The organism is Kribbella albertanoniae (genome assembly GCF_004348455.1).
Classification (GTDB): domain Bacteria; phylum Actinomycetota; class Actinomycetes; order Propionibacteriales; family Kribbellaceae; genus Kribbella; species Kribbella albertanoniae.
This window is the reverse complement of record NZ_SMKA01000014.1, coordinates 1-20,264: the sequence shown is the minus strand read 5'-3', so window position 1 is coordinate 20,264 and position 20,264 is coordinate 1. Positions and strand designations below refer to the sequence as shown.

General features: G+C 68.1%; 15 protein-coding genes. 8 read left to right on the top strand and 7 right to left on the bottom strand.

The features are described 5' to 3' along the window. Positions 1 to 268: 268 nt before the first annotated feature. On the top strand, positions 269 to 2,695 hold the full coding sequence (locus tag E1261_RS06055; protein ID WP_165952393.1) for a YfhO family protein: 2,427 nt from the start codon (positions 269 to 271) through the stop codon (positions 2,693 to 2,695). A gap of 115 nt (positions 2,696 to 2,810) precedes the next feature. Here the strand turns inward: E1261_RS06055 and E1261_RS06050 are convergent, their stop codons facing one another. Beyond that, positions 2,811 to 3,473 carry an HAD family hydrolase gene (locus E1261_RS06050; protein WP_132403142.1) on the bottom strand — a complete coding sequence of 221 codons (663 nt, stop codon included), beginning with the start codon at positions 3,471 to 3,473 and terminating at the stop codon, positions 2,811 to 2,813. A gap of 86 nt (positions 3,474 to 3,559) precedes the next feature. On the opposite strand from E1261_RS06050, the gene E1261_RS06045 reads away from it, so the two are divergent. Beyond that, positions 3,560 to 4,468 carry a phosphotransferase family protein gene (locus E1261_RS06045; RefSeq protein WP_132403139.1) on the top strand — a complete coding sequence of 303 codons (909 nt, stop codon included), beginning with the start codon at positions 3,560 to 3,562 and terminating at the stop codon, positions 4,466 to 4,468. A 225-nt stretch (positions 4,469 to 4,693) separates the two neighbouring features. On the opposite strand, the gene E1261_RS06040 is transcribed toward E1261_RS06045, so the two are convergent. Further along, entirely contained in the window at positions 4,694 to 5,134 is a 441-nt protein-coding gene (locus E1261_RS06040; RefSeq protein ID WP_132403136.1) for an Lrp/AsnC family transcriptional regulator, read from the bottom strand. Positions 5,135 to 5,217: 83 nt separating this feature from the next. Here E1261_RS06040 and E1261_RS06035 point away from each other — a divergent pair, with 83 nt between their 5' ends. Genes E1261_RS06035 through E1261_RS06025 form a run of 3 tightly spaced genes read left to right on the top strand, consistent with a single transcriptional unit; the run spans position 5,218 to position 8,214 of the window. Continuing rightward, the gene (locus E1261_RS06035; protein WP_132403263.1) at positions 5,218 to 6,138 is read left to right on the top strand and encodes a 5'-3' exonuclease; all 921 of its coding nucleotides are present in this window, start codon (positions 5,218 to 5,220) and stop codon (positions 6,136 to 6,138) included. Further along, complete coding sequence (locus E1261_RS06030; RefSeq protein WP_132403133.1) at positions 6,135 to 7,334, top strand: M20 metallopeptidase family protein; 1,200 nt, start codon at positions 6,135 to 6,137, stop codon at positions 7,332 to 7,334. The genes E1261_RS06035 and E1261_RS06030 overlap by 4 nt, the downstream gene beginning before the upstream one ends. Positions 7,335 to 7,383: 49 nt before the next feature. Continuing rightward, complete coding sequence (locus E1261_RS06025; protein ID WP_132403130.1) at positions 7,384 to 8,214, top strand: alpha/beta fold hydrolase; 831 nt, start codon at positions 7,384 to 7,386, stop codon at positions 8,212 to 8,214. Here E1261_RS06025 and E1261_RS06020 read toward each other — a convergent pair. The 5 genes from E1261_RS06020 to E1261_RS06000 form a co-directional block, all read right to left on the bottom strand. Continuing rightward, positions 8,205 to 9,047 (bottom strand): DUF4232 domain-containing protein, encoded by an 843-nt coding sequence (locus E1261_RS06020; protein WP_132403127.1) that lies wholly within the window; start codon positions 9,045 to 9,047, stop codon positions 8,205 to 8,207. The genes E1261_RS06025 and E1261_RS06020 overlap by 10 nt on opposite strands. A gap of 100 nt (positions 9,048 to 9,147) precedes the next feature. Beyond that, a complete protein-coding gene (locus E1261_RS06015) occupies positions 9,148 to 11,178 on the bottom strand; it encodes an ABC transporter ATP-binding protein (protein WP_132403124.1) in 2,031 nt (676 codons plus the stop codon). Next, positions 11,175 to 12,908, bottom strand: a complete 1,734-nt coding sequence (locus E1261_RS06010; RefSeq protein ID WP_132403121.1) for an ABC transporter ATP-binding protein — start codon at positions 12,906 to 12,908, stop codon at positions 11,175 to 11,177. The genes E1261_RS06015 and E1261_RS06010 overlap by 4 nt, the downstream gene beginning before the upstream one ends. Then, complete coding sequence (locus E1261_RS06005; RefSeq protein WP_132403118.1) at positions 12,908 to 13,510, bottom strand: TetR/AcrR family transcriptional regulator; 603 nt, start codon at positions 13,508 to 13,510, stop codon at positions 12,908 to 12,910. Before E1261_RS06005 ends, E1261_RS06010 begins: the two co-directional genes overlap by 1 nt. A gap of 36 nt (positions 13,511 to 13,546) precedes the next feature. After that, positions 13,547 to 14,311 (bottom strand): TetR/AcrR family transcriptional regulator, encoded by a 765-nt coding sequence (locus E1261_RS06000; protein ID WP_132403115.1) that lies wholly within the window; start codon positions 14,309 to 14,311, stop codon positions 13,547 to 13,549. Positions 14,312 to 14,476: 165 nt separating this feature from the next. Here E1261_RS06000 and E1261_RS05995 point away from each other — a divergent pair, with 165 nt between their 5' ends. From E1261_RS05995 to E1261_RS05985, 3 genes are all read left to right on the top strand, one after another. After that, entirely contained in the window at positions 14,477 to 16,363 is a 1,887-nt protein-coding gene (locus E1261_RS05995) for an ABC transporter ATP-binding protein (protein WP_202874352.1), read from the top strand. A gap of 44 nt (positions 16,364 to 16,407) precedes the next feature. Further along, complete coding sequence (locus tag E1261_RS05990; RefSeq protein ID WP_238176028.1) at positions 16,408 to 19,152, top strand: DEAD/DEAH box helicase; 2,745 nt, start codon at positions 16,408 to 16,410, stop codon at positions 19,150 to 19,152. Beyond that, positions 19,149 to 20,264, top strand: a 1,116-nt coding sequence (locus E1261_RS05985) for an SWIM zinc finger family protein (protein ID WP_132403106.1), incomplete at its 3' end; no start/stop codon positions are given. The genes E1261_RS05990 and E1261_RS05985, both read left to right, overlap by 4 nt.

Sequence of the window (20,264 nt, the reverse complement as noted above, 5' to 3'; positions counted from 1 at the left end):
CGCTCGTCCTGACAAGCAACTTCCCAAGCTCACGCAGAGCGATCTCCCCCGCACCGCACGACACCCTCAACCGAGTCGTCGCTCTCACTTCCGCAGCCCGCGCAACCTCGCGGCCCTCCGAGCGCCTTTATCTGCTAGGAACGCAACCAATCGCAGTGCCATGCAATGCAGTGCAGTGCGTTGATCTCGCAGGAACGCAACCGCGGCCGAACGAGGGGGACCTTTCAGGATGCAGGCCCGGCGCTACTGGCCAGCCATGGTTGCGGGTATGGCCGCTTCCGCCGCCTTCGTCCTCAGCGGGATCATCCGCGGCACCTACCCGTTCGGTGACCGGACCCGCAGCACCAACGACCTCGGTCAGCAGTTCATCCCGATGGCCGCACATCTGCGCGACGTCGGCACCGGCCAGGCCGCGGGCGATCTGGTGTTCAACTGGCAGAGCGGTTTCGGCGTCCCGTTCCTCGGCGACTTCATGGCGTACGTCGGCTCCACGCTGTCCTGGATCGCGTTCGTCCTGCCGCGGGACCGGATCGACCTCGCCCTGTTCCTGATCGCCACGGCCGCGATCGGCCTCGGGGCCGGCACCATGACGGCGTACCTGCGGATGATCCGGCCGAGCGGGCCGGTCTGGATCGCCGTCACGGCCGGAACGTCGTACGGCGCCTGTTCGTGGTCGATCGACGATGCGGCGTACATGACCATCTGGCTGAGTGGGATGGTCGCGTTCCCGGTGCTGTGCCTGCTCTGCGAGTGGATCCTGCAGAAGCGATCGATCACCGCGATGGTCGTGACGCCGATCGTTGTCGCGCTGCTGTGGACCTCGCACTTCTACACGGTGTACATGGCAACGATCGGGGCCGGAATCGTCACGGTGGCCCGGATCCTGACGGCTGATGCGACCGAGCCTTGGCGACAGCGGCTGAGCGGTGGGCTGCGGTGCGTTCTGGCCGTTGCTCTCGGCATCGGTCTGACGGCGCCGTTGCTGGTTCCGACGTTCGCTCTGGTGAAGGCCGCGACTCCGAGTCCGCCGCAGGAGTTCCAGCGGACCGGGACGCGGGAGTTCTTGTCCCGGCTGCTGGCCGGCAGCGAGGGCGTCGGCACGAGTCCGAGTTTCGCTGTCGGCACTCTGCTGCTGCTCCTGGCGTTGAGCTTCCCGTTCAACCGCGCGATCGCAGCGCGGCAGCGGCTGATCTGGACGCTGACGGTGGGACTGACCGTGGTCAGCATGCAGGTGACGTTCACGCACCGGGCCTGGCACGGGTTCGACACGCCCCAAGGCAGTTCGTACCGGCAGGCCTTCGTGATCGCGGGGATGCTCGTGATCCTCGGCTGGATGTCGGTGAGCGCGTTCCCGAGATCGCGCTCTCTCCTGATCGCGCTCTCTCCAGTGCTGCTCGTTCTCGGGCTGTATCTGTGGACGCGAGATGTCCCGCACATCACGCCGACCACGCGCATCGCCGTACCGGTGCTGATCGGTGTCGCACTGCTTGCCTGGGCGTTCACTCGCTCACCCGGCCGGGTACGTCGAGGCGCGGTTGCGGTCCTGATCAGCGCCGCACTGGCTGAGGTGACGGCGTCCTCCGTGGCCATCGACGCGGCTCGATACGAGAGCCTGTCGAACACGGCGTACTGGGGCGCCGAGCATGAGCAGGTGCGGTCGCTGGTGCAGTCGATGGACGACTGGCCGCGGTACCGGACCGCACCGGGCCAACTGGTCACGTTCAACGATCCGATGCTGCTGGGTGGGCAGGGACCTCAGTACTACTCGAGCACCATCCCGGAGACGACCTCCCGAGCGCTGATCGGGCTCGGATTCGGCTACACGTCGTTCGGGCGCGCTCTTTACGATCCCGAGAATCCCGTCGTGGACGCCGTGTTCGCGATCCGCGGTCGGGTGACCCGGGACAGTGCGGCCCGGGATGGCGTGCCCCTGAGCGGCGGGCCGAAGCTCGTGACGCATGACGCTGTCGCGCCGCTGGTCACCATCCGCCCTGCCATTCCATGGAGATCGTCCGATCCAGGACCGTACGGCGTGCAGGAGACCGCTCTTGGAGCCGACGTCTACACCGTGCCGAAGCTTTCCCCCGTGATGATTGCAACGGATGCCACCGGGAGTGTCGTCGCCTCCTGCCGGCCCGGGTCCGAGGTCTACCTCACTGTCCCCCAGTACGTCGATCTGCTCATCGACGGCGAATGGACGCCGACTCTGCGCGACAAGCGTCCGGGGATCTACAGCAACGCTCCCCTGACCCGAGTCGGTACCGCCGACGCCGACGGCAACGTCCGCGTCGAGATCCGGGCTCATCGGCAGATCACGATCAGGAGCGGTGCCCTGGCCTGCCTGGATCGCACTCGCCTGGCCGCCGCCGTCCGCGACCTCACCGAATCCGCGCCGGCCGTGGTGAAGGTCGGCGGTCACAGCATCCGCATCCAGCGCCTCCCGGGACGCGCCGCAACGGTCACCGTCGCAGTCATCAACATCGAGGGCTGGCGCTGCGCGGTGGACGGCACACCAACCGTCCCGATCGACCACGCCGGTCTCCTCAGCATCGCGGTCGGACCCAACGCGTCCACGGTCGCCTGCACCTACCAACCACCCGGCACCCGCCTCGGCCTGGCCGCCGGCGCCGCTTCCCTCGCCGCCCTCCTACTCCTGACCTCGCTCCTCACCTGGCACCGACGACTGCTGCCGTAGGTTTCCGGCCGCATTCGAGCGATGCGCGTACACCAACTGGGGACTGCGGACATGCCATCAGGTGTCCGCACTCCCCATCACCTGACCGCAGTACCGCGAAAGCCCGCAGACTGCGCTACACGAGCAGGCCTGGTAGTTCGGCGAAGGTGTTGATGGAGGCGCCGGGCCAGGCGGGGTGGCTGTTGGAGTGCTCAAGGGTGCGGATGGTGTGCATGCCGAGGGCGGCTGCGGCGGGGAGTTCGTTGTCGTGACCGTCGCCGATGTAGACGCATTCGGACGGGGTGACGCCCAGGGCGGAGCAGGCGGCGAGGTAGATGGCCGCCTCGGGTTTCGCGGCACCGAGCTCGGAGGAGAAGGCTGTGGTGTCGAAGTACGGCGAGAGCGGGCTGTCTCGCCACTGGAGCTGGGTCTCGGTGGTGATGTTGCTGACCAGGCCGATCCGCCAGCCGTCGGCACGGAGTTTGGCCAGCGTCCCGAGAGTTGCGGCGGGGGGTGCTTGCAGCAGACGGCGGGCGAGCGCACGGCGGAGGTTGGTTGCCTCGAGCACCTGGTCGTCGGTCGGGTTACCGCCGGCCCGCTCGGCGATCAGGCGCACGGTGGTCTGCAGGTCGCCGTACACGCCGGTGAATCGCTCGTAGGCCGCGTCGTCGAATTCCCGGATGAAGCGCGCGGTGTCGACGCCGAGGAGGCGGGCCATCGCCTCGTTCAGCAGTCCGCGTTCGGCGTCGCCGCCGGGGATCAACGTGCTGAACAGGTCACTCAGGAGCACTCGACGCATCTCAAGACCCTACGTCACGCCGCTCGTTCGGGTGCTGGGAAAGGTGCGGCGTGGACGAAGTAGCCTCGCGCTCAGGAGGTGCGGTTGTGCGGTGGTTGGAGGACGGTTCGCCTGCGGCGGTCGCCGCGGCGTTGCGGGAGGTTGCGCCTGAGCTGGGTGATCAGGCGATCGCGTTTCGGGCGGGGCGGGTTGAGGAAGACCCCGTGTGGTGGATGGCCAGCGGGGTTGCTGGGGAGCGGTTCGTGGTGAAGTTCGCGTGGTCGGAGCCGGCGGCGTCCCGGTTGGCGCACGAGATCGCCGTACTCGAGGCGCTGGAGATTCCGCATCTTCCCGAGGTCGTTGCGAGTAGCACCGATCCGCTGCTGCTGGTGACCGCGCTCGCGCCGGGGCAGGCGTTGTTCGACGTCGTGGACACGCTGGACCAGGACGAGGTGGGCCGGCAGCTCGCGGAGTTCCTGGGTGCGTTGCATGATCCCGGGACGGCGCGGCGGGTCGAAGCTGCGCTCGGTGGGCTCCCGTCGGCGTCGATGCAGCCAGCTTCGACCAACGTACTGCGTGATCGCTTCCCAAGGTGGATTCGCGCGGACCAGCAGGACGCCGTACGGCGGTGGTGTGACTGGGCGGACGACGTACTGACGGCCCCGCGCCGGGGTGTGCTGGTGCACGGCGATCTGCACGGTGGGAACCAGGTCTGGGCCGATGGTCAGCTGAGCGTGATCGTCGACTTCGAGACGGCTGGTTTGGCCGAGCCTGAATACGACCTGCGCCTGTTCCCGAGCACCGGCCCAGGCGTCGAACTGCTGACCGCAACCCTTCGCCACTACCCCGGTCCCCCGCTTGACCTCGACCGCATCATGGCGTGGCACGTCCGCACGGCCCTCGCCGACGCCCTCTGGCGCTCCGAAGCCGGCGTCCCGCTCCCCGACCACCGAACCCCCGAGGCGTGGGTGGACGACCTCACCAACCGCTTCACCGCCCTCGGCATCACCCCGTAGCCGGACCGCCACCACCCATTAACGGGGCGCGGCGCCCACGATTCACGCTCAGCACCCGATGTCGGGCCAGGCCGCAGCGGGGTTGGTGGGTGATGCACGTCCGCCCCGCGACAGGCGGACCGCCCCCACTGACCAACTCTGCGCGCGGGGTGCCGTTCACGCTCAGCACCTGCTGCCGGACCGTGTCACAGGAAGGTTGGTCAGTGGCGCAGGTCCGCCCTCGCGCTACAGAGCTGGGGGGCGGTGTTCGTAGGGGGTGCTGAGGACGATGGTTGTGGTGGTCGAGACGTTGGCTCGGGCGCGGATGACGGCCAGGAGGTTCTCCAGGGCGGCAGGTGAGGCGACCCGGACGATCAGGACGTAGCTGGAGTCGCCGGCGACGGAGTAGCAGGACTCGATCTCGCGGACGTCGCGGAGCCGCTCGGGGTAGTCGTCGGGCTGAGAGGGGTCGATCGGGCGGACCGCGATCAGGGCGCTGAGCGGGAGGTCGAGGGCGGTGTGGTCGATCAGGGCGGCGTACCCCTGGATGATGCCGCGCTGCTCGAGGCGTTTCACCCGCTGGTGCACCGCGGAAGTGGACAGGCCGGTGGCCTTGCCCAGGTCGGTGAAACTCATCCTGCCGTCGGATGCGAGCAGGCCGACGATCTTGCGGTCCAGGTCCTCCATCCTGGTGACCCTACTGCCGCGAGACCCCGGCATGAAAGCATCCCCTCATGGCTGAGATGGATCCTGGGACAGGACAGCGGCTGATGCTGCTCGACACCGCGTCGTTGTACTTCCGCGCGTTCTTCGGCGTGCCGGACACGATGAAGGCCGCCGACGGTACGCCGACCAACGCGATCCGCGGGCTGCTGGACTTCATCGCCCGCCTGGTCGAGAACCACCGGCCGACCCATCTGGTCGCCTGCTGGGACGACAACTGGCGTCCGTCCTGGCGGGTCGCGCTGATCCCGTCGTACAAGGCGCAGCGGGTGGAGTACGTGACACCGAAGGGTGAGCAGGTGGAGGAGGTGCCGGACCGGCTCGAGGTGCAGGTGCCGTACATCCGCGCCTGCCTGGACGCGCTCGGGATCGCGATCGTGGGCGCGGCCGACCACGAGGCGGACGACGTGATCGGCACGCTGTCGCACCAGGCGCAGATGCCGGTCGATGTCGTGACCGGCGACCGGGACCTGTTCCAGCTCATCGACGACAGCCGCGCTGTCCGGGTCATCTACACCGCGGCCAAGGGCGTCGGCCGGGCCGAGGTGTACGACGAAAAGGCGCTGCTCGCGAAGTACGAGATCCCCGCGAACCGGTACGCCGATTTCGCCACCCTGCGCGGGGATGCCTCCGACGGCCTGCCCGGCGTGAAGGGGGTCGGCGACAAGACGGCCGCCTCCCTCATCACGGCGTACGGCGATCTGGCCAGCATCCGCGCGGCCGCGGCCGACGCCAGTACGCCGATGTCGGCGTCGGTGAAGCGGAAGATCCTGGATGCGTCCGACTACCTCGATGTCGCCCCGAAGGTGGTCGCGGTTGCGAAGGACGCGCCGGTCACCGTGGCCAACTTCGCGATGCCGCGGCAGGTGCTGGATCCCGAGCGCTGGCTGGACCTGGTCGAGCTGCTCGAGCTCGGCAGCAGCGCCCAGCGGGTGATGACCGCCCTGAACCTCGGACCCAAGGCATGAGCGCCACGATCGATCTTGCCCGGAAGTTCGGGGAGGACATCATCACGCTGCGGAGGGCCCTGCACCAGGTCCCCGAATTCGACCTCGACCTGCCCAAGTCCCAGCAGCTCATCCTCGACGCGCTCGTCGGTCTGCCGCTGGAGATCACGCTCGGCAAGGAGCTCTCCTCGGTCACCGCCGTACTGCGGGGAGGCGGCGGACCGGGGCCGGTCGTCCTGCTCCGCGGTGACATGGACGCGTTGCCGGTCACCGAGCGCGTCGACGTACCGTATGCATCGCAGCACCCCGGCATGATGCATGCCTGCGGCCACGACCTGCATGTGGCCGGCCTGGTCGGCGCCGCGAAGGTTTTGTCGGCGATGCAGGCCGAGCTGCCCGGTGACGTGGTCTTCATGTTCCAGCCGGGTGAGGAGACGACCGGCGGCGCGCCGATCATGATCCGTGAGGGCGTCCTCGATGCCGCGGGACGCCGGGCGGATGCCGCGTACGGTCTGCATGTCGGTTCCGCCGTGCAGCCACTCGGGATGTGGAGCAGCCGGCCCGGTTCGTTCATGGCCGCGGCCGATCAACTCCATGTGCGCGTCATCGGCGCCGGAACGCACGGGTCGACGCCGTTCCGCGGCAAGGACCCGATCCCGGTCGCCTGCGAGATGGTGACCGCTCTGCAGACGATGATCACGCGGCAGTTCGACGTGTTCGACCCGGTTGTGCTGACCGTTGGGCGGATCGCGGGTGGCACCAAGGAGAACATCATCCCGGACGACGCGTTCTTCGACGCGACCGTGCGGACGTTCTCGGAGGAGACCCGGGCCAAGGTCCAGCAGACTTCGGTCCAGCTGGTCGAGGCGATGGCGGCCGCGCACGGGCTGGTCGCCGAGGTCGAGTACCTGATCGGCTACCCCGTCACCGTGAACAACCCCGACGAGTTCGTCTTCGCCCGGGACACGATCATCGACCTCTTCGGCGCCGACCGGTTCCGCGAACGCGCCAACCCACGCTGCGGCGCGGAGGACATGTCGTACGTGCTGAACGAGGTCCCCGGCGTCTATCTCAACCTCAGCGCCTGCCGGGCCGCCGACCCCGAGAAGGCCGCCGACAACCACTCCCCCTTGGCCGACTTCGACGACTCCGTCCTCCCCGACGCGGCCGCCCTGCTGGCAGAGCTCGCCGTACGGCGTCTGGCCCGCGGGATCTAGGGAATCTTCCCGATGCGCGCATGCCCTGCGGTCGTCCACACTGCGGGGCATGCGCGGACACTTCGTCGACGTACCTGAGGGGTACCTCTACTTCGAACAGCACGGCGACGGACCCGACGTCGTCCTCCTGAACGGCGGCCTGGCCGACACCCGGATGTGGGATTCGACCGTCGCCTGGCTGGCCAAGTTCGCCCGGGTCACCACCTGGGACTACCGCGACAACGGCCTGTCGTCGGCGTCCTTCGGCCCGTACGACGAGATCGCGGACCTGCTCGCCGTACTGGACGCGGCCGGCGTCTCGCGTGCTGTCCTGGTTGGCTCGTCCGACGGCGGCCGCCGCGCGCTCGGCTTCGCCCATCGGCACCCTGATCGGGTGGCGAGCGTGTGTGTCGTCGCGGGTTCGTTCGGCGAGTTCCCCGACCCGACACCGGAGGAGGAGGCTGCGCGCGTCGTCATGCGAACCCACTTCGCCGAGATCGCCGACCTCCTCGAGACCGAAGGCATCCCCGCCGCGGCCGGCCACGACGTCGACGGCTGGTGTCCTCAGGTCACCGAAGCCGACCGCCGTCTACTGACCGGGCTGGCTGTCGCGAACTCGCGCATCCTGACCATGCCCGAAGCCCACGGCCAGGAACTCGACCCACCCGTCAAGACCCGCTTCGCCGAACTCGAACCACCGATCCACGTCATCGTCGGCAAACATGACTTCCAAGGCACACAGCTGTGGGCCCGCCGCATCGCCGACCAGGCTCCGACCACCACCTTGTCCGTGCTCCCCCATGCGGATCACATGCCGATGTTCTCCGCTCCTGCGGCATTCCGCGAGTGGTTGACTCACCATGCGCAGGCTGCGTCGTACCAGGCTGTGAGCTACGGCTGATCCTTCTTCCAGGGGCCGACGCCGAGCTTGCCGGTGGTGCCCAGGTCGAGCTCGGGTGTCAGCATGATCGGAGCGGCGCCGGGCTCGGCCCAGACTCTGACGTAGGGGCTGCTGATGTTGGCGCCGCCGGCCTCGACGGTGTTCCGCCAGACCAGGTGGGCTGAGGCGCGTTCGCCCGGTTTCAAGACCACTGGGCGAGCCGGGCCGTCCGCGCCGGTCGGTGAGCTGGTGATTGCGTTGCCGCCGTGAAGGATCTTCACCGTGCGGATCGCCTTGTGCTTCTCGTCCAGGAGCTCAAGCTTCGGATAGCCCTTGAGCTGGCGGGCTCGCGGGCCGCAGTTCTCGAGGTGGATACCCAGGACGCGGAGTCCCATGGCTGCCTCGGCATCGTCATCGGCGTACAGGCGTAGCCCGGAGCTCGGACACTCGGCGCTGGGAGCCTCAGCGGCCGGCACGCTCCGCACCTTGACGATCTTCACCCGCGCAAGCTCCGACCGAAGCTCGCCCACCCGGACGATGTCCTTCACGGTCCGGCCAGGTCCGACTACCGGCACTGTCCGCTGCGGGGTCACCAACGCCTCCCCGGAACTCGCCAGGAAAGCGAAGGTGACGGTGTAGACGGCAGCTCGACTCCCGGAGTTGGTCACCTCGAACTCAGCGCAGTGTTTGGCGACGAGGTTCACACCGATGATCCTGACTCCGGACTCCGCCTTCTCTCCACCGGGCTGCGTCTCGCAGGCCGTATCGGTGGGATGCCCAGCTGGAGCCGGCTGCGCCCCGCACCCCGCGACCAACAGAACGCCGACCAGTACGACGAGAAGTCTGTTGCGCATCCACCGAGTCAACCAGACGACCGAGCCACCGCAGGTGCTTCGCCGTTCATGACTCCGGTTGGTCATGAACGGCGAAGCGTTTCAGCTGCGAAGTGCTGTTTCAGCTGCGCAGGGCTGGGGCTCCGGCCGGGCCGGCAACGACCGGCTCGGCGTCGATGTCGGCTACGGCGCCGCTGAACTGCGCGTTGTAGAGGCGGGCGTAGGCGCCGTCGATGGCCAGGAGCTCGCGGTGGTTGCCCTGTTCGACGATGGCGCCGTTCTCCATCACCAGGATCAGGTTCGCGTCCCGGATAGTGGAGAGGCGGTGGGCGATGACGAAGCTGGTTCGGTCGGAGCGCAGCGCGGCCATGGCTCGTTGGACCAGGACCTCGGTGCGAGTGTCGACCGAGCTGGTGGCCTCGTCGAGGATCAGCAGCTGAGGGTCGGCCAGGAACGCACGGGCGATGGTGAGGAGCTGCTTCTCACCGGCACTGACGTTGCTGCCTTCCTCGTCGATGACCGTGTCGTACCCGTCGGGCAGGCTGTGCACGAAGCGATCGACGTACGTCGCCTTGGCCGCGGCCAGCATGTCTTCCTCGGTCGCGTTCAGGTTGCCGTAGAGGATGTTGTCGCGGATGGTGCCGCCGAACAGCCAGGTGTCCTGCAGGACCATGCCGATCCGCGAGCGCAGGTCGTACCGGGTCAGCTCGGTGATGTCGACACCGTCGAGCGTGATCCGGCCGCCGTTCAGCTCGTAGAAGCGCATGATCAGGTTGACCAGGGTGGTCTTGCCGGCGCCGGTCGGGCCGACGATCGCGACCGTCATCCCGGGTTCGGCGACCAGGCTCAGGTCGGTGATCAACGGCTTGTCCGGGTTGTACGAGAACGAGACGTGCTCGAACTCGACCCGGCCCCGGGCCTGCGTGACGGTCTCCGGGGTCGCGTCCTCCGGCACCTGCTCCTCGGCATCCAGTACCTCGAAGACCCGCTCGGCCGAGGCCACACCCGACTGCAGCAGGTTCGCCATCGAGGCGACCTGGGTAAGCGGCTGGGTGAACTGGCGCGAGTACTGGATGAACGCCTGCACGTCACCCAGCGACAGCTGGCCGGAGGCGACCCGCAGACCACCGACGACCGCGATCACCACGTAGTTCAGGTTCCCGACGAACATCATCAGCGGCATGATCAGCCCGGAGATGAACTGCGCCCCGAACGCGGCCTGGTACAGCTCGTCGTTCTTCTTCGCGAACGACGCCTCGATCTCCTTCTGCCGGCCGAAGACCTTCACCAGCTCGTGCCCGGTGAACGCCTCCTCGATCTGACCGTTCAGCGCACCCGTGTGCCGCCACTGGGCCACGAACTTCGCCTGCGACCGCTTCGCGATCACCGCGGTCACGATCATCGAGATCGGGATCGACACCAGCGCGATCAGCGCCAGCAACGGCGAGACCACGAACATCATGGTCAGTACGCCGATCACCGTCAGCAGCGAGGTGAGCAACTGGCTCAGTGTCTGCTGCAGGCTGGTCGAGATGTTGTCGATGTCGTTGGTGACCCGGCTCAGCAGCTCACCGCGCGGCGCACCGTCGAAGTACCTAAGCGGTAGCCGGTTGAGCTTGTCCTCGACCTCGGACCGCAGGTCGTACACGGTTCGCTGGACGACGCCGTTCAGGATGTAGCCCTGCATCCAGGACAGGAAGAAGGCACCGATGTACAGCGCGAACACCAGCATCAACACGTTACGCAGGGCATCGAAGTCGATCCCCGTCCCCGGGATCAGGTCGACACCCTGCAACAGGTCGGCGAGCCGGCCGTTGCCGGAGGCGCGGGTCTGCTCGATGACCTGCTCCTTGGACAGTCCGCTCGGGAACCTCTTGCCGATGTAGCCGGCGAAGATGATGTCGGTCGCCCGACCGAGGATCTTCGGCCCCAGCACCGACAGACCGACGCTGAAGATCGCCAGTACGATCACGCCCGACACCTTCACGCGGTGCGGACGCAGCCGCTTCAGCAGCCGCTTGGCCGACGGACCGAAGTTCATCGACTTGTCCCCCGGAATACCACCCGGAGGCCCGAACGCCCGGCCCGTGTTCGGCCGGTCGGTCGCCTTCACCGTCTGCTCGCCCTCAGGAGCAGCCACTTCCTCACTCATGCTGCCTCCTCCGCAGAACGCTGGGACTCGACGATCTCGACGTACGTCGGGCAGTTCTCGAGCAGCTCGTCATGCCGCCCCTTGCCGACGATCGCGCCGTCCTCGATCACGATGATCTGGTCGGCGTCGATGATCGTGGAGACGCGTTGCGCCACGATCACCACACACGCCTCGCGCGTCACCGGCCGCAGCGCCGCCCGCAGCCGGGCATCGGTGGCCAGGTCGAGTGCCGAGAACGAGTCGTCGAACAGATAGATCTCGGGTTTTCGGACCAGCGCCCGCGCGATCGCGAGCCGCTGCCGCTGACCGCCGGACACGTTCGTCCCGCCCTGGGAGATCGGGGACTCCAGTCCCTCCGGCATCGCCTCGACGAAGTCCTTGCCCTGGGCAATCTCCAGCGCGGTCCACAGCTCCTCGTCGGTCGCCTCCGGATTGCCGTAGCGCAGGTTGCTCGCCACGGTCCCGGAGAACAGGTACGGACGCTGGGGAACCAGACCGATGCGCTCCCAGAGCGCCTCCGGCTCGATCTCCCGTACGTCGATCCCGTCGACCAGCACGCGCCCTTCGGTGGCATCCATCAACCGCGGCACCAGCGAGAGCAGCGTCGTCTTACCGGCACCGGTGCTCCCGATGATCGCGGTCGTCTGCCCCGGCGACGCCACGAAGCTGACGTCGCGCAGTACCGGCTCGGCAGCTCCCGGGAACTTGAACGAGGCGTGCTCGAGACTCAGCTGACCGCGCCCGGTGAAGGACTTGATCGGCGTGGCCGGCGGCCGCACCGACGAGTCGGTGTTCAGCACCTCGCTGATCCGGTCCGCGCAGACCGCGGCCCGCGGGACCATGATCATCACGAAGGTCGCCATCATCACCGAGAACAAGATCTGGATCAGGTAGCTCAGGAAGGCCGTCAGTTCGCCGACCTCCATCGCACCGCTCTCCACGCGGGAGGCGCCGAACCACAGCACCGCGATGCTTGAGACGTTCAGGATCAGCATCACCACCGGGAAGACCAGCGCCATCAGCCGCCCGGCCCGTGTCGCGGAGTCGGTCAGATCGGCGTTGGCGCCGGCGAACCGCTTGGTCTCGTGCGGTTCGCGGACGAACGCCCGGACCACCCGGATACCGGTGATCTGCTCACGCAGCACCCGGTTCACGTTGTCGACGTACTTCTGCATCCGCTGGAACTGCGGCACCATCCGGCCCGCGATCAGCCCGATCGACGCGGCCAGCAGCGGCACCGCGACAGCGACCAGCCAAGCCAGACCGGCCTCCTCACGGATGGCCATGAACAGTCCACCGACCATCGTGATCGGGGCGGCGACCAGCATGGTGCACGTGGTGACGACGAGCATCTGCACCTGGGTGACGTCGTTCGTGCTGCGCGAGATCAGTGTCGGCGCGCCGAACTGGTTCACCTCACGGGCCGAGAACTCGCCGACCCGGTGGAACACCGCGGCCCGCACGTCACGCCCGAACAGGGCGGCCGTCGTGGCGCCGTAGTACACCGCGACGACCGTGCACAGAATCTGAACCAGGCTGACACCGAGCATCCAGCCGCCGGTGCTCATGATGTAACCGGTGTCGCCCTTGGCCACGCCGTTGTCGATGATGTCGGCGTTGAGGCTGGGAAGGTAGAGGGAGGCGATCGTCCCGACCAGTTGCAGGACGACCACCAGGGTCAGGTATCCCGCGTACGGACGCAGGTGCGTACGCAAGAGTCGAACTAACATCAATCATCCCCTGGGTGTGTGCGGACACCGTCGAAGGCGAAGTCGACGATCTCCTCGGCGGTCAGCACCTGGCCGCCGGAAATCATTGGGTGGGTCGCGGAGAACGTGACCATCTGCAGCCGCCGCACGACCTCTTCGGGCGAGAACCGCAACTTGTCGGCATCCGGACGCAGCAGATCGGCGAACGCCGAGTTGACCTCGTCCGACTGGCGCTTCCGCCGGGCTTCGTCCATCGCAGTCTGGTTCTTCAGGTCCGGCGGCCGCGGCACCCGCATCGCGAACAACAGCCGGAAGACGCCCCGGAGGCGGCGCTGGCCGACCTCGACCGCGGCGATCGTGCGCTCGCGCAGCGGCAGCGCCGGATCGACCGCCAGCAGCTCGGTCAGCAGGTCGCTGGCGTCGAAGGCCTTGGCCAGCGCGGCGTCGATCAACGCCTCCTTGCTGCCGAAGGCCCGGAAGATCGTCCCCTCGGCGATCCCGGCCGCCTCGGCGATCTGCTTGGTACTCACCTCCGGCCCGTGCTCCTCGAACAACGGCAGCGCGGCCGCGATGATCGCGGCGCGCCGTTCGTCCGGCGGTAGTGGCGTGGCTCGTGGTGTCACGCGACCGAGGCTAACTGAGTGAGTACTCACTCACAACTATATTTCCGCGCGATCCTTCACGAGTGCGGCAACCCCGTCCAGCAGCCGCCCGAGTCCGTACTCGAAGGCGTGATCGGAGTCGTACGGCGCGTCGAACTCCTGCCCGACCGTCGTACCGACCCGCGTCGACAGCGGGAAGCTATCGATATCCGCGATCCGGTCCAGATGAGGCACATGAGCCAGCCACCACTGCTTGTCGGTCATCCCCGAGTGCTGAATGACCTGCCGAGCCTCCACCGCCGCCCGGACCGCGCCGTGGACGTAACCGTTGACCAGCGTGACCGTCGCATCCATCTCGACATCGGTCAGCCCGATCCCCTCGACCGCGGCCAGCTCGTACTCGTACTTCGCCATCACCTGCGGACCCAGCGGCGGCCGGCTGACAGCCACATGCAGCATCCACGGGTGCTTCAGATAGAGCTCGCGATTCTCCCGAGCCACCTCGTCGAGCTTGGCTCGCCAGTCCCCCGGTACGACGCGCTTCGGCAGCTCGCCGTACACGGTGTCGAGCATGACGTCGAGGAGCTCGGCCTTGCCGGGGACGTAGCGGTACAGCGTCATCGCGCCCGAGCCGAGCTCATCGGCGACCCGGCGCATCGACATCGCGGTGATCCCCTCCGTGTCGGCGACCCGGAGCGCGGCCTCGACGATGCCCTCGACGGTCAGCGCCGGCTTCGGGCCGCGGGTGGGCTGCGGCCGTTTGCGCCAGAGCAGCTCGAGGCTCTTGGCCGGGTCTCCGCTGCCGCTGTACTCCTGGGTCATGTGCGCGATTCTGCCGGATCGGATATTCTTCGTACACTGTACCCAGTTCGATCGTCGCTTGACCTGAAGTTTCCTTGAGGTCTTACGGTCGGAAATTGTCGGTGAGGTAAGGAATCATCGACTTCCCGATCGACCGACGCCGTGGAGCCCGCTGTGAGTATGGAAATGACCGCGTGGAACTCGCTGTACCACGCGATGCACGCCTCAGACGACAGACGCCCGTTCTCCAAGGCGACCCTGCTACGCATCCTCGCGTTCGCGCGCCCGCACAAACGACAACTGATCGCTTTCCTCGTGCTCAGCATCGCCGCGGCGGTGCTGGCGGTGGCGACCCCGGTGCTGGCCGGCCGCGTCGTCGACGCCATCGTCGGCAACAAGGCCGTCGAGACCGTGCTGCGCCTGGCCGTGCTGATCGCGGTGATCGCGGTCGCGGAGGCCGGGATCAGCATGCTCACCCGGTGGCTCTCGTCGCGGATCGGCGAAGGGCTGATCCTCGACCTGCGGACGGCGGTCTTCGACCACATCCAGAAGATGCCGATCGCCTTCTTCACCCGGACCCGGACGGGCGCGCTCGTCTCCCGGCTGAACAACGACGTCATCGGCGCGCAGCGCGCGTTCAGCGACACCCTCTCCGGAGTGGTGAGCAACCTGGTGATGCTGGCGCTGACCCTCGTCGTGATGCTGCGTGTCTCGTGGCAGATCACGCTCCTCGCGCTGGTGATCCTGCCGATCTTCGTCATCCCCGCCCGCCGAGTGGGGAGCCGACTGGCTGCGCTCGAGCGTGAGGCGGCCAACTACAACGCCACCATGAGCACCCAGATGACCGAGCGATTCTCGGCGCCCGGCGCGACACTGGTGAAGCTCTTCGGGCGACCGGCGCGGGAGTCGGCGGAGTTCGCGTCGCGAGCTCGCCGGGTGCGCGACATCGGTGTGCGGACCGCGATGGTGCAGTGGATCTTCGTCACCTCGTTGACCCTGGTGTCGGCGCTTGCGCTGGCCGTCGTCTACGGACTCGGCGGCTTCTACGCGCTGCGCGACCAGTTGGACGCCGGCGCCGTCGTCTCGATGGCCCTCCTGCTCACCCGCCTCTACGCGCCGCTCACCGCACTGGCGAGCGCGCGACTCGAGGTGATGACCGCGCTGGTCAGCTTCGAGCGGGTCTTCGAGGTGCTCGACCTCAAACCGCTCATCGAGGACAAGCCGGACGCCGGCAAGGTCCCCGAGGGCCCGGTCTCGGTCGAGTTCAAGAACGTGCACTTCGCCTACCCGTCCGCCGACAAGGTCTCGCTCGCCTCCCTGGAGGAGGTCGCGAAGCTCGACACGCGCGGCGGGGTCGAGGTCCTGCACGACATGACGTTCCGGGCCGAGCCTGGTCAGATGGTCGCACTGGTCGGTTCCTCCGGGGCTGGGAAGTCGACGATCGCCCAGCTCATCCCCCGCCTGTACGACGTGGATTCGGGGTCGGTGCAGCTCGCGGGCGTCGACGTACGAGATGTCACGGCCGAGTCGTTGCGGGAGACCCTCGGCATGGTCACCCAGGACGGCCACCTGTTCCACGACTCGATCCGGGAGAACCTGCTGCTCGCGCGGCCCGAGGCGACCGAGGACGAGCTGTGGGATTCGCTGCGGCGGGCCCGGCTCGAGGATCTGATCCGGTCACTACCGGATGACCTCGACACCGTTGTGGGTGAGCGTGGCTACCGGCTGTCCGGTGGTGAGCGGCAGCGGTTGACGATCGCGCGCCTGCTGCTAGCTCAACCGCGGGTCGTCATCCTCGACGAGGCGACCGCCGCGCTGGACTCCACCAACGAAGCGGCTGTGCAGGCTGCACTGACCGAGGCACTTGCCGGCCGGACGGCGGTTGTCATCGCGCACCGCCTGTCGACCATCCGCGCCGCCGACCAGATCCTCGTCATCGAGGACGGCCGCATCGTCGAGCAGGGCACGCACACGAGCCTGCTGGCAGCCAGCGGCCGGTACGAAGAGCTCTACCGAACTCAGTTCGCCGACCCGGGCGCCGGGCCGACCGACGCGGAGGTGCTCACGGTCTGACGTAGCTGCGGTGACGGGGTCGAGGTCGGTCGGGACTGTTGGGAGTGCGGTTGTCTGAGCTGTCGGGGTGTGCGGTCGGGTTCGAGCCTGCGGATCCACCGCGGGACGGGCGGGTGGTGTTCTGGGATCCCGAGGGCGGCGAGCTGCCACTCGGGATCGGTGAGCAGGTCCGGCTCGACGTAACAGGCGGGTCGAGTGAACGTTCGGTGCGTGCGATCAGCGTGCGGGTGGCGGACGCCGTACCGATGCTCGGACGGATGCGGCGTGAGCCTGGCGCGCATCCGTCGGCGGCGTTCTGGGGCTCGGCGGCCGTGGCCGCGCTGCAGTTGGTTGCCCGGGGCAAGTTGTTGCCCGGGGTCTCACCCGATGGGTACGACGCCTGGCGGATGGGACCGCTGGAGCCGGCCGACGTCACCCGGCTCGTCGCGCTCGCCGAGGCAATGCCACTGACCGAGCTCCCCGGCGACCTCGCGGCCGAAGGACTGGTGCGGGCATTCTGGGATGCGGTGGCGGATGGGATGCCACGCTCCCCCGCTGCCGCGAAGGCACAGGGCGGCGGACTGTTCGCGGCGAAGGCACCGCAGCGCGCCGAAGGTCTGCGGCGCTGGGCCGATGAGGTGTCAGTCGGGCTCGACAGCGGCGTGCGAGTCTCCCTGCGGATCGAGATGTCGGAGTCGCAGGCCTTCCACGCCGTCGTCCAGCTGCACAGCCTCAAGGATCCGACGCTCGTGCGCGATGCGGACGACGTCTGGGCGACCGAGGTGCCTGGATTCGGGCCGCGGGCACGGATCGACGCGACCCTGGCGATCCGCCGGGCCGGGCGGGTCTGGTTGCCGCTCGCACGGTTGCTGGACACCGCCGTACCGGATCAACTCGAGCTGGCCGACGAAGAGGTTGCAGATTTGCTGGCCGGTTCCGGGCAGCGGTTGACCGCCGCCGGGATCGACCTGCACTGGCCGCGCAGTCTCGGCCGCGATCTCAAGGCGCGGGCGGCAATTACCGCGCCGGAGCGCCGGCCGAGCGATCTGCCGAGCTTCTTCGGCGGCGACGCAACCCTGGACTTCCGGTGGCAGGTTGCCCTGGGCGATGATCCGCTGACCGAGGACGAGCTCGACAAGCTCGCCGAGGCGACCCGGCCTGTCGTGCGGTTGCGCGACCAGTGGATGCTGATCGACCCCGAGCTGGCCCGCAAGGCTCGGGAGCGCATTCTCAAACCGGTCACTCCGATCGACGCGCTCAGCGCCGCACTCACCGGCACCACCGAGGTGGACGGCCAGCAGATCAAGGTCGAGCCGACCGCCTGGCTGTCCGAGCTGCGGACCCGGATCGCTGATCCCGAGCGCGCCGACGAGCTGATCGACGTACCGGCCGGGTTGCAGGCAACGCTGCGCGACTACCAGCTGCGCGGTCTGCGCTGGCTCGCGCGGATGACGTCACTCGGCCTCGGCGGCTGCCTTGCCGACGACATGGGCCTCGGCAAGACGATCACGCTGATCTCGCTGCACCTGCATCGACAAGAGTCCACCGGGACCGCCGGTCCGACCCTCGTCGTCTGCCCGGCGTCACTGCTCGGGAACTGGGAGCGCGAGGTCAACCGGTTCGCGCCCGGGACTGCGGTGCGGCGCTTCCACGGGTCGGCGCGATCGCTTGAAGGGGCCGAGGACGGGTTCGTGCTGACGACGTACGGGACCCTGCGGCGCGATGCGGCCCGGCTGGGCGCACATCGATGGGGTCTCGTGGTCGCTGACGAAGCACAGCATGTGAAGAACCCCTCGTCCGGTACGGCGAAGGCGCTGCGGACCGTTCCATCGCAGGCGCGCGTCGCTCTCACCGGTACACCGGTCGAGAACAACCTGTCCGAGCTCTGGGCGATCCTCGACTGGACGACGCCCGGGCTGCTCGGGCGGCTGAGCACCTTCCGGACCCAATGGGCGACGCCGATCGAGGCCGACAAGGACGAGGAGGTCGCGGACCGGCTGGCGAAGCTCGTCCGGCCGTTCCTGCTCCGGCGGAAGAAGTCCGATCCGGGGATCGCGCCGGAGCTGCCACCGAAGACCGAGACGGATCAGACCGTTTCGCTGACGCGGGAGCAGGCTGTCCTCTACGAGGCGACCGTGCGCGAGCTGATGGCGGCGATCGCGGCCAGCGACCAGATGGCACGCCGCGGCGCGATCGTGAAGCTGCTGACCGGACTCAAGCAGATCTGCAACCACCCGGCGCAGTATCTGAAGGAAGGCGAGGACGCACGGCTGACCGGGCGTTCCGGCAAACTCGAACTGCTCGACGAACTACTCGAGACGATCGTCGCGGAGGACGGCGCCGTGCTCGTCTTCACCCAGTACGTCGCGATGGCGCGCCTGCTCGAACGTCATCTTGCCGGGCGCGGGATCGGCACCCAGTTGCTGCACGGTGGGACACCGGTGCGGAAGCGTGAGGAGATGGTCGAGCGGTTCCAGGCCGGCGACGTACCGGTGTTCTTGCTGTCGTTGAAGGCGGCCGGGACGGGGCTCAACCTCACGCGGGCCGATCATGTCGTGCACTACGACCGGTGGTGGAATCCGGCCGTCGAGGACCAGGCGACCGACCGGGCGTACCGCATCGGCCAGACCAAGCCGGTGCAGGTGCACCGCTTCATTGCCGAAGGCACCATCGAGGATCGGATCGCAGCGATGCTCGCCGCCAAACGCGAGCTGGCCGATGCCGTGCTCGCCGGTGGTGAGGCGGCGCTCACCGAGCTTTCGGACACCGAACTGGCTGATCTCGTCGAGCTGCGGGGAGGTCTGCGATGAGCACGGCACAGGGTTATCCGGCCTTCCCGGCGCAGCGGCGGAGTACGCGCGGGCGTTCGTGGTGGGCGCGGGCTTGGGTGCAGGCGCTCGAGGACACGTCGCTGGACACGATGCAGCTGCGGAAGGGGCGGCGGTACGCGAACTCCGGCCACGTCGGGACGATCACGATCAGCCCGGGCCGGATCGGTGCGACGGTCTACTCGCCCGACGACACCTATGAGGTCGTCGTTCGGGTGGATGAGCTGAGCGATGCGGAGTGGGCGGAGTTCCTGGAGCAGGTCGTGGCGAGGGCCGGTCACATCGCGGCGCTGCTCGACGGGGAGATGCCGCACGACTTGGTCGAGGCGGCTGAGGCCGTCGGGATCGCATTGCTGCCTGGAATCGGCGACCTCGACCCGAGCTGCACCTGTGATGAGTGGGAGCTGCCGTGCCAGCACGCTGCGGGATTGGCGTACCAGGTTGCTTGGTTGCTCGACTCCGATCCGTTCGTGCTGCTGCATCTGCGGGGGCGATCGCGCGAGCTGCTCCTTGATCAGCTGGTCGCTCGCACGGCCGGTCCGGAGGCTCAGGCTGAAGTTGAGGGTGAGGTCAGAGCCGGGTCGAGGGTTAGGGGTGAGGTCCGCTCGGCTGGCGCGGATGACCGTGCGGTCGGGGCGCTGCCCGAGCTCCCGTCGGTGCCGCGGAAGGTGCTGGCCGAGGAGCTGGCGGTCAGCGGGATCGAACCGCCGCCGGGGATGACGGCCGGCGTACTGCCTCTGCTTGTACTGGATGCGTCCCGGCGCGCACGCGCGTTGCTCATCGCCCTGCTCAACGGCACGCCGGAGCCCCAACCGCTCGACGAGTGGCAGGACGCCGTACGGCTCGCAGCTGATTTCCCCGAGCTGCTCGCACCCCTTGCCGAGGCGACTGGGCGGTCGGGCGACCTCGGGACGGGTGTCCAGGCGTGGCGGTACGGCGGGGTTGCCGGCCTCGACGTACTCGAACACCCCTGGGAGCCGACCTCCGCGGAGCTGGCGAGAGCCCGGACCGATCTCGTGCTGGAGGAGATCGAGAACATCGTTGTCACCGGCAACCGCCTGACCATCCACCCCGACACCCAGCTGCGGCTGGAC

Coding starts and splice junctions, on each gene's coding strand:
- E1261_RS06055 (WP_165952393.1), top strand. CDS start 269: ATGGCCGCTTCCGCCGCCTTCGTCCTCAGCGGGATCATCCGCGGCACC.
- E1261_RS06050 (WP_132403142.1), bottom strand. CDS start 3,473: ATGCGTCGAGTGCTCCTGAGTGACCTGTTCAGCACGTTGATCCCCGGC.
- E1261_RS06040 (WP_132403136.1), bottom strand. CDS start 5,134: ATGGAGGACCTGGACCGCAAGATCGTCGGCCTGCTCGCATCCGACGGC.
- E1261_RS06035 (WP_132403263.1), top strand. CDS start 5,218: ATGCTGCTCGACACCGCGTCGTTGTACTTCCGCGCGTTCTTCGGCGTG.
- E1261_RS06030 (WP_132403133.1), top strand. CDS start 6,135: ATGAGCGCCACGATCGATCTTGCCCGGAAGTTCGGGGAGGACATCATC.
- E1261_RS06025 (WP_132403130.1), top strand. CDS start 7,384: ATGCGCGGACACTTCGTCGACGTACCTGAGGGGTACCTCTACTTCGAA.
- E1261_RS06020 (WP_132403127.1), bottom strand. CDS start 9,047: ATGCGCAACAGACTTCTCGTCGTACTGGTCGGCGTTCTGTTGGTCGCG.
- E1261_RS06015 (WP_132403124.1), bottom strand. CDS start 11,178: ATGAGTGAGGAAGTGGCTGCTCCTGAGGGCGAGCAGACGGTGAAGGCG.
- E1261_RS06010 (WP_132403121.1), bottom strand. CDS start 12,908: ATGTTAGTTCGACTCTTGCGTACGCACCTGCGTCCGTACGCGGGATAC.
- E1261_RS06000 (WP_132403115.1), bottom strand. CDS start 14,311: ATGACCCAGGAGTACAGCGGCAGCGGAGACCCGGCCAAGAGCCTCGAG.
- E1261_RS05995 (WP_202874352.1), top strand. CDS start 14,477: ATGACCGCGTGGAACTCGCTGTACCACGCGATGCACGCCTCAGACGAC.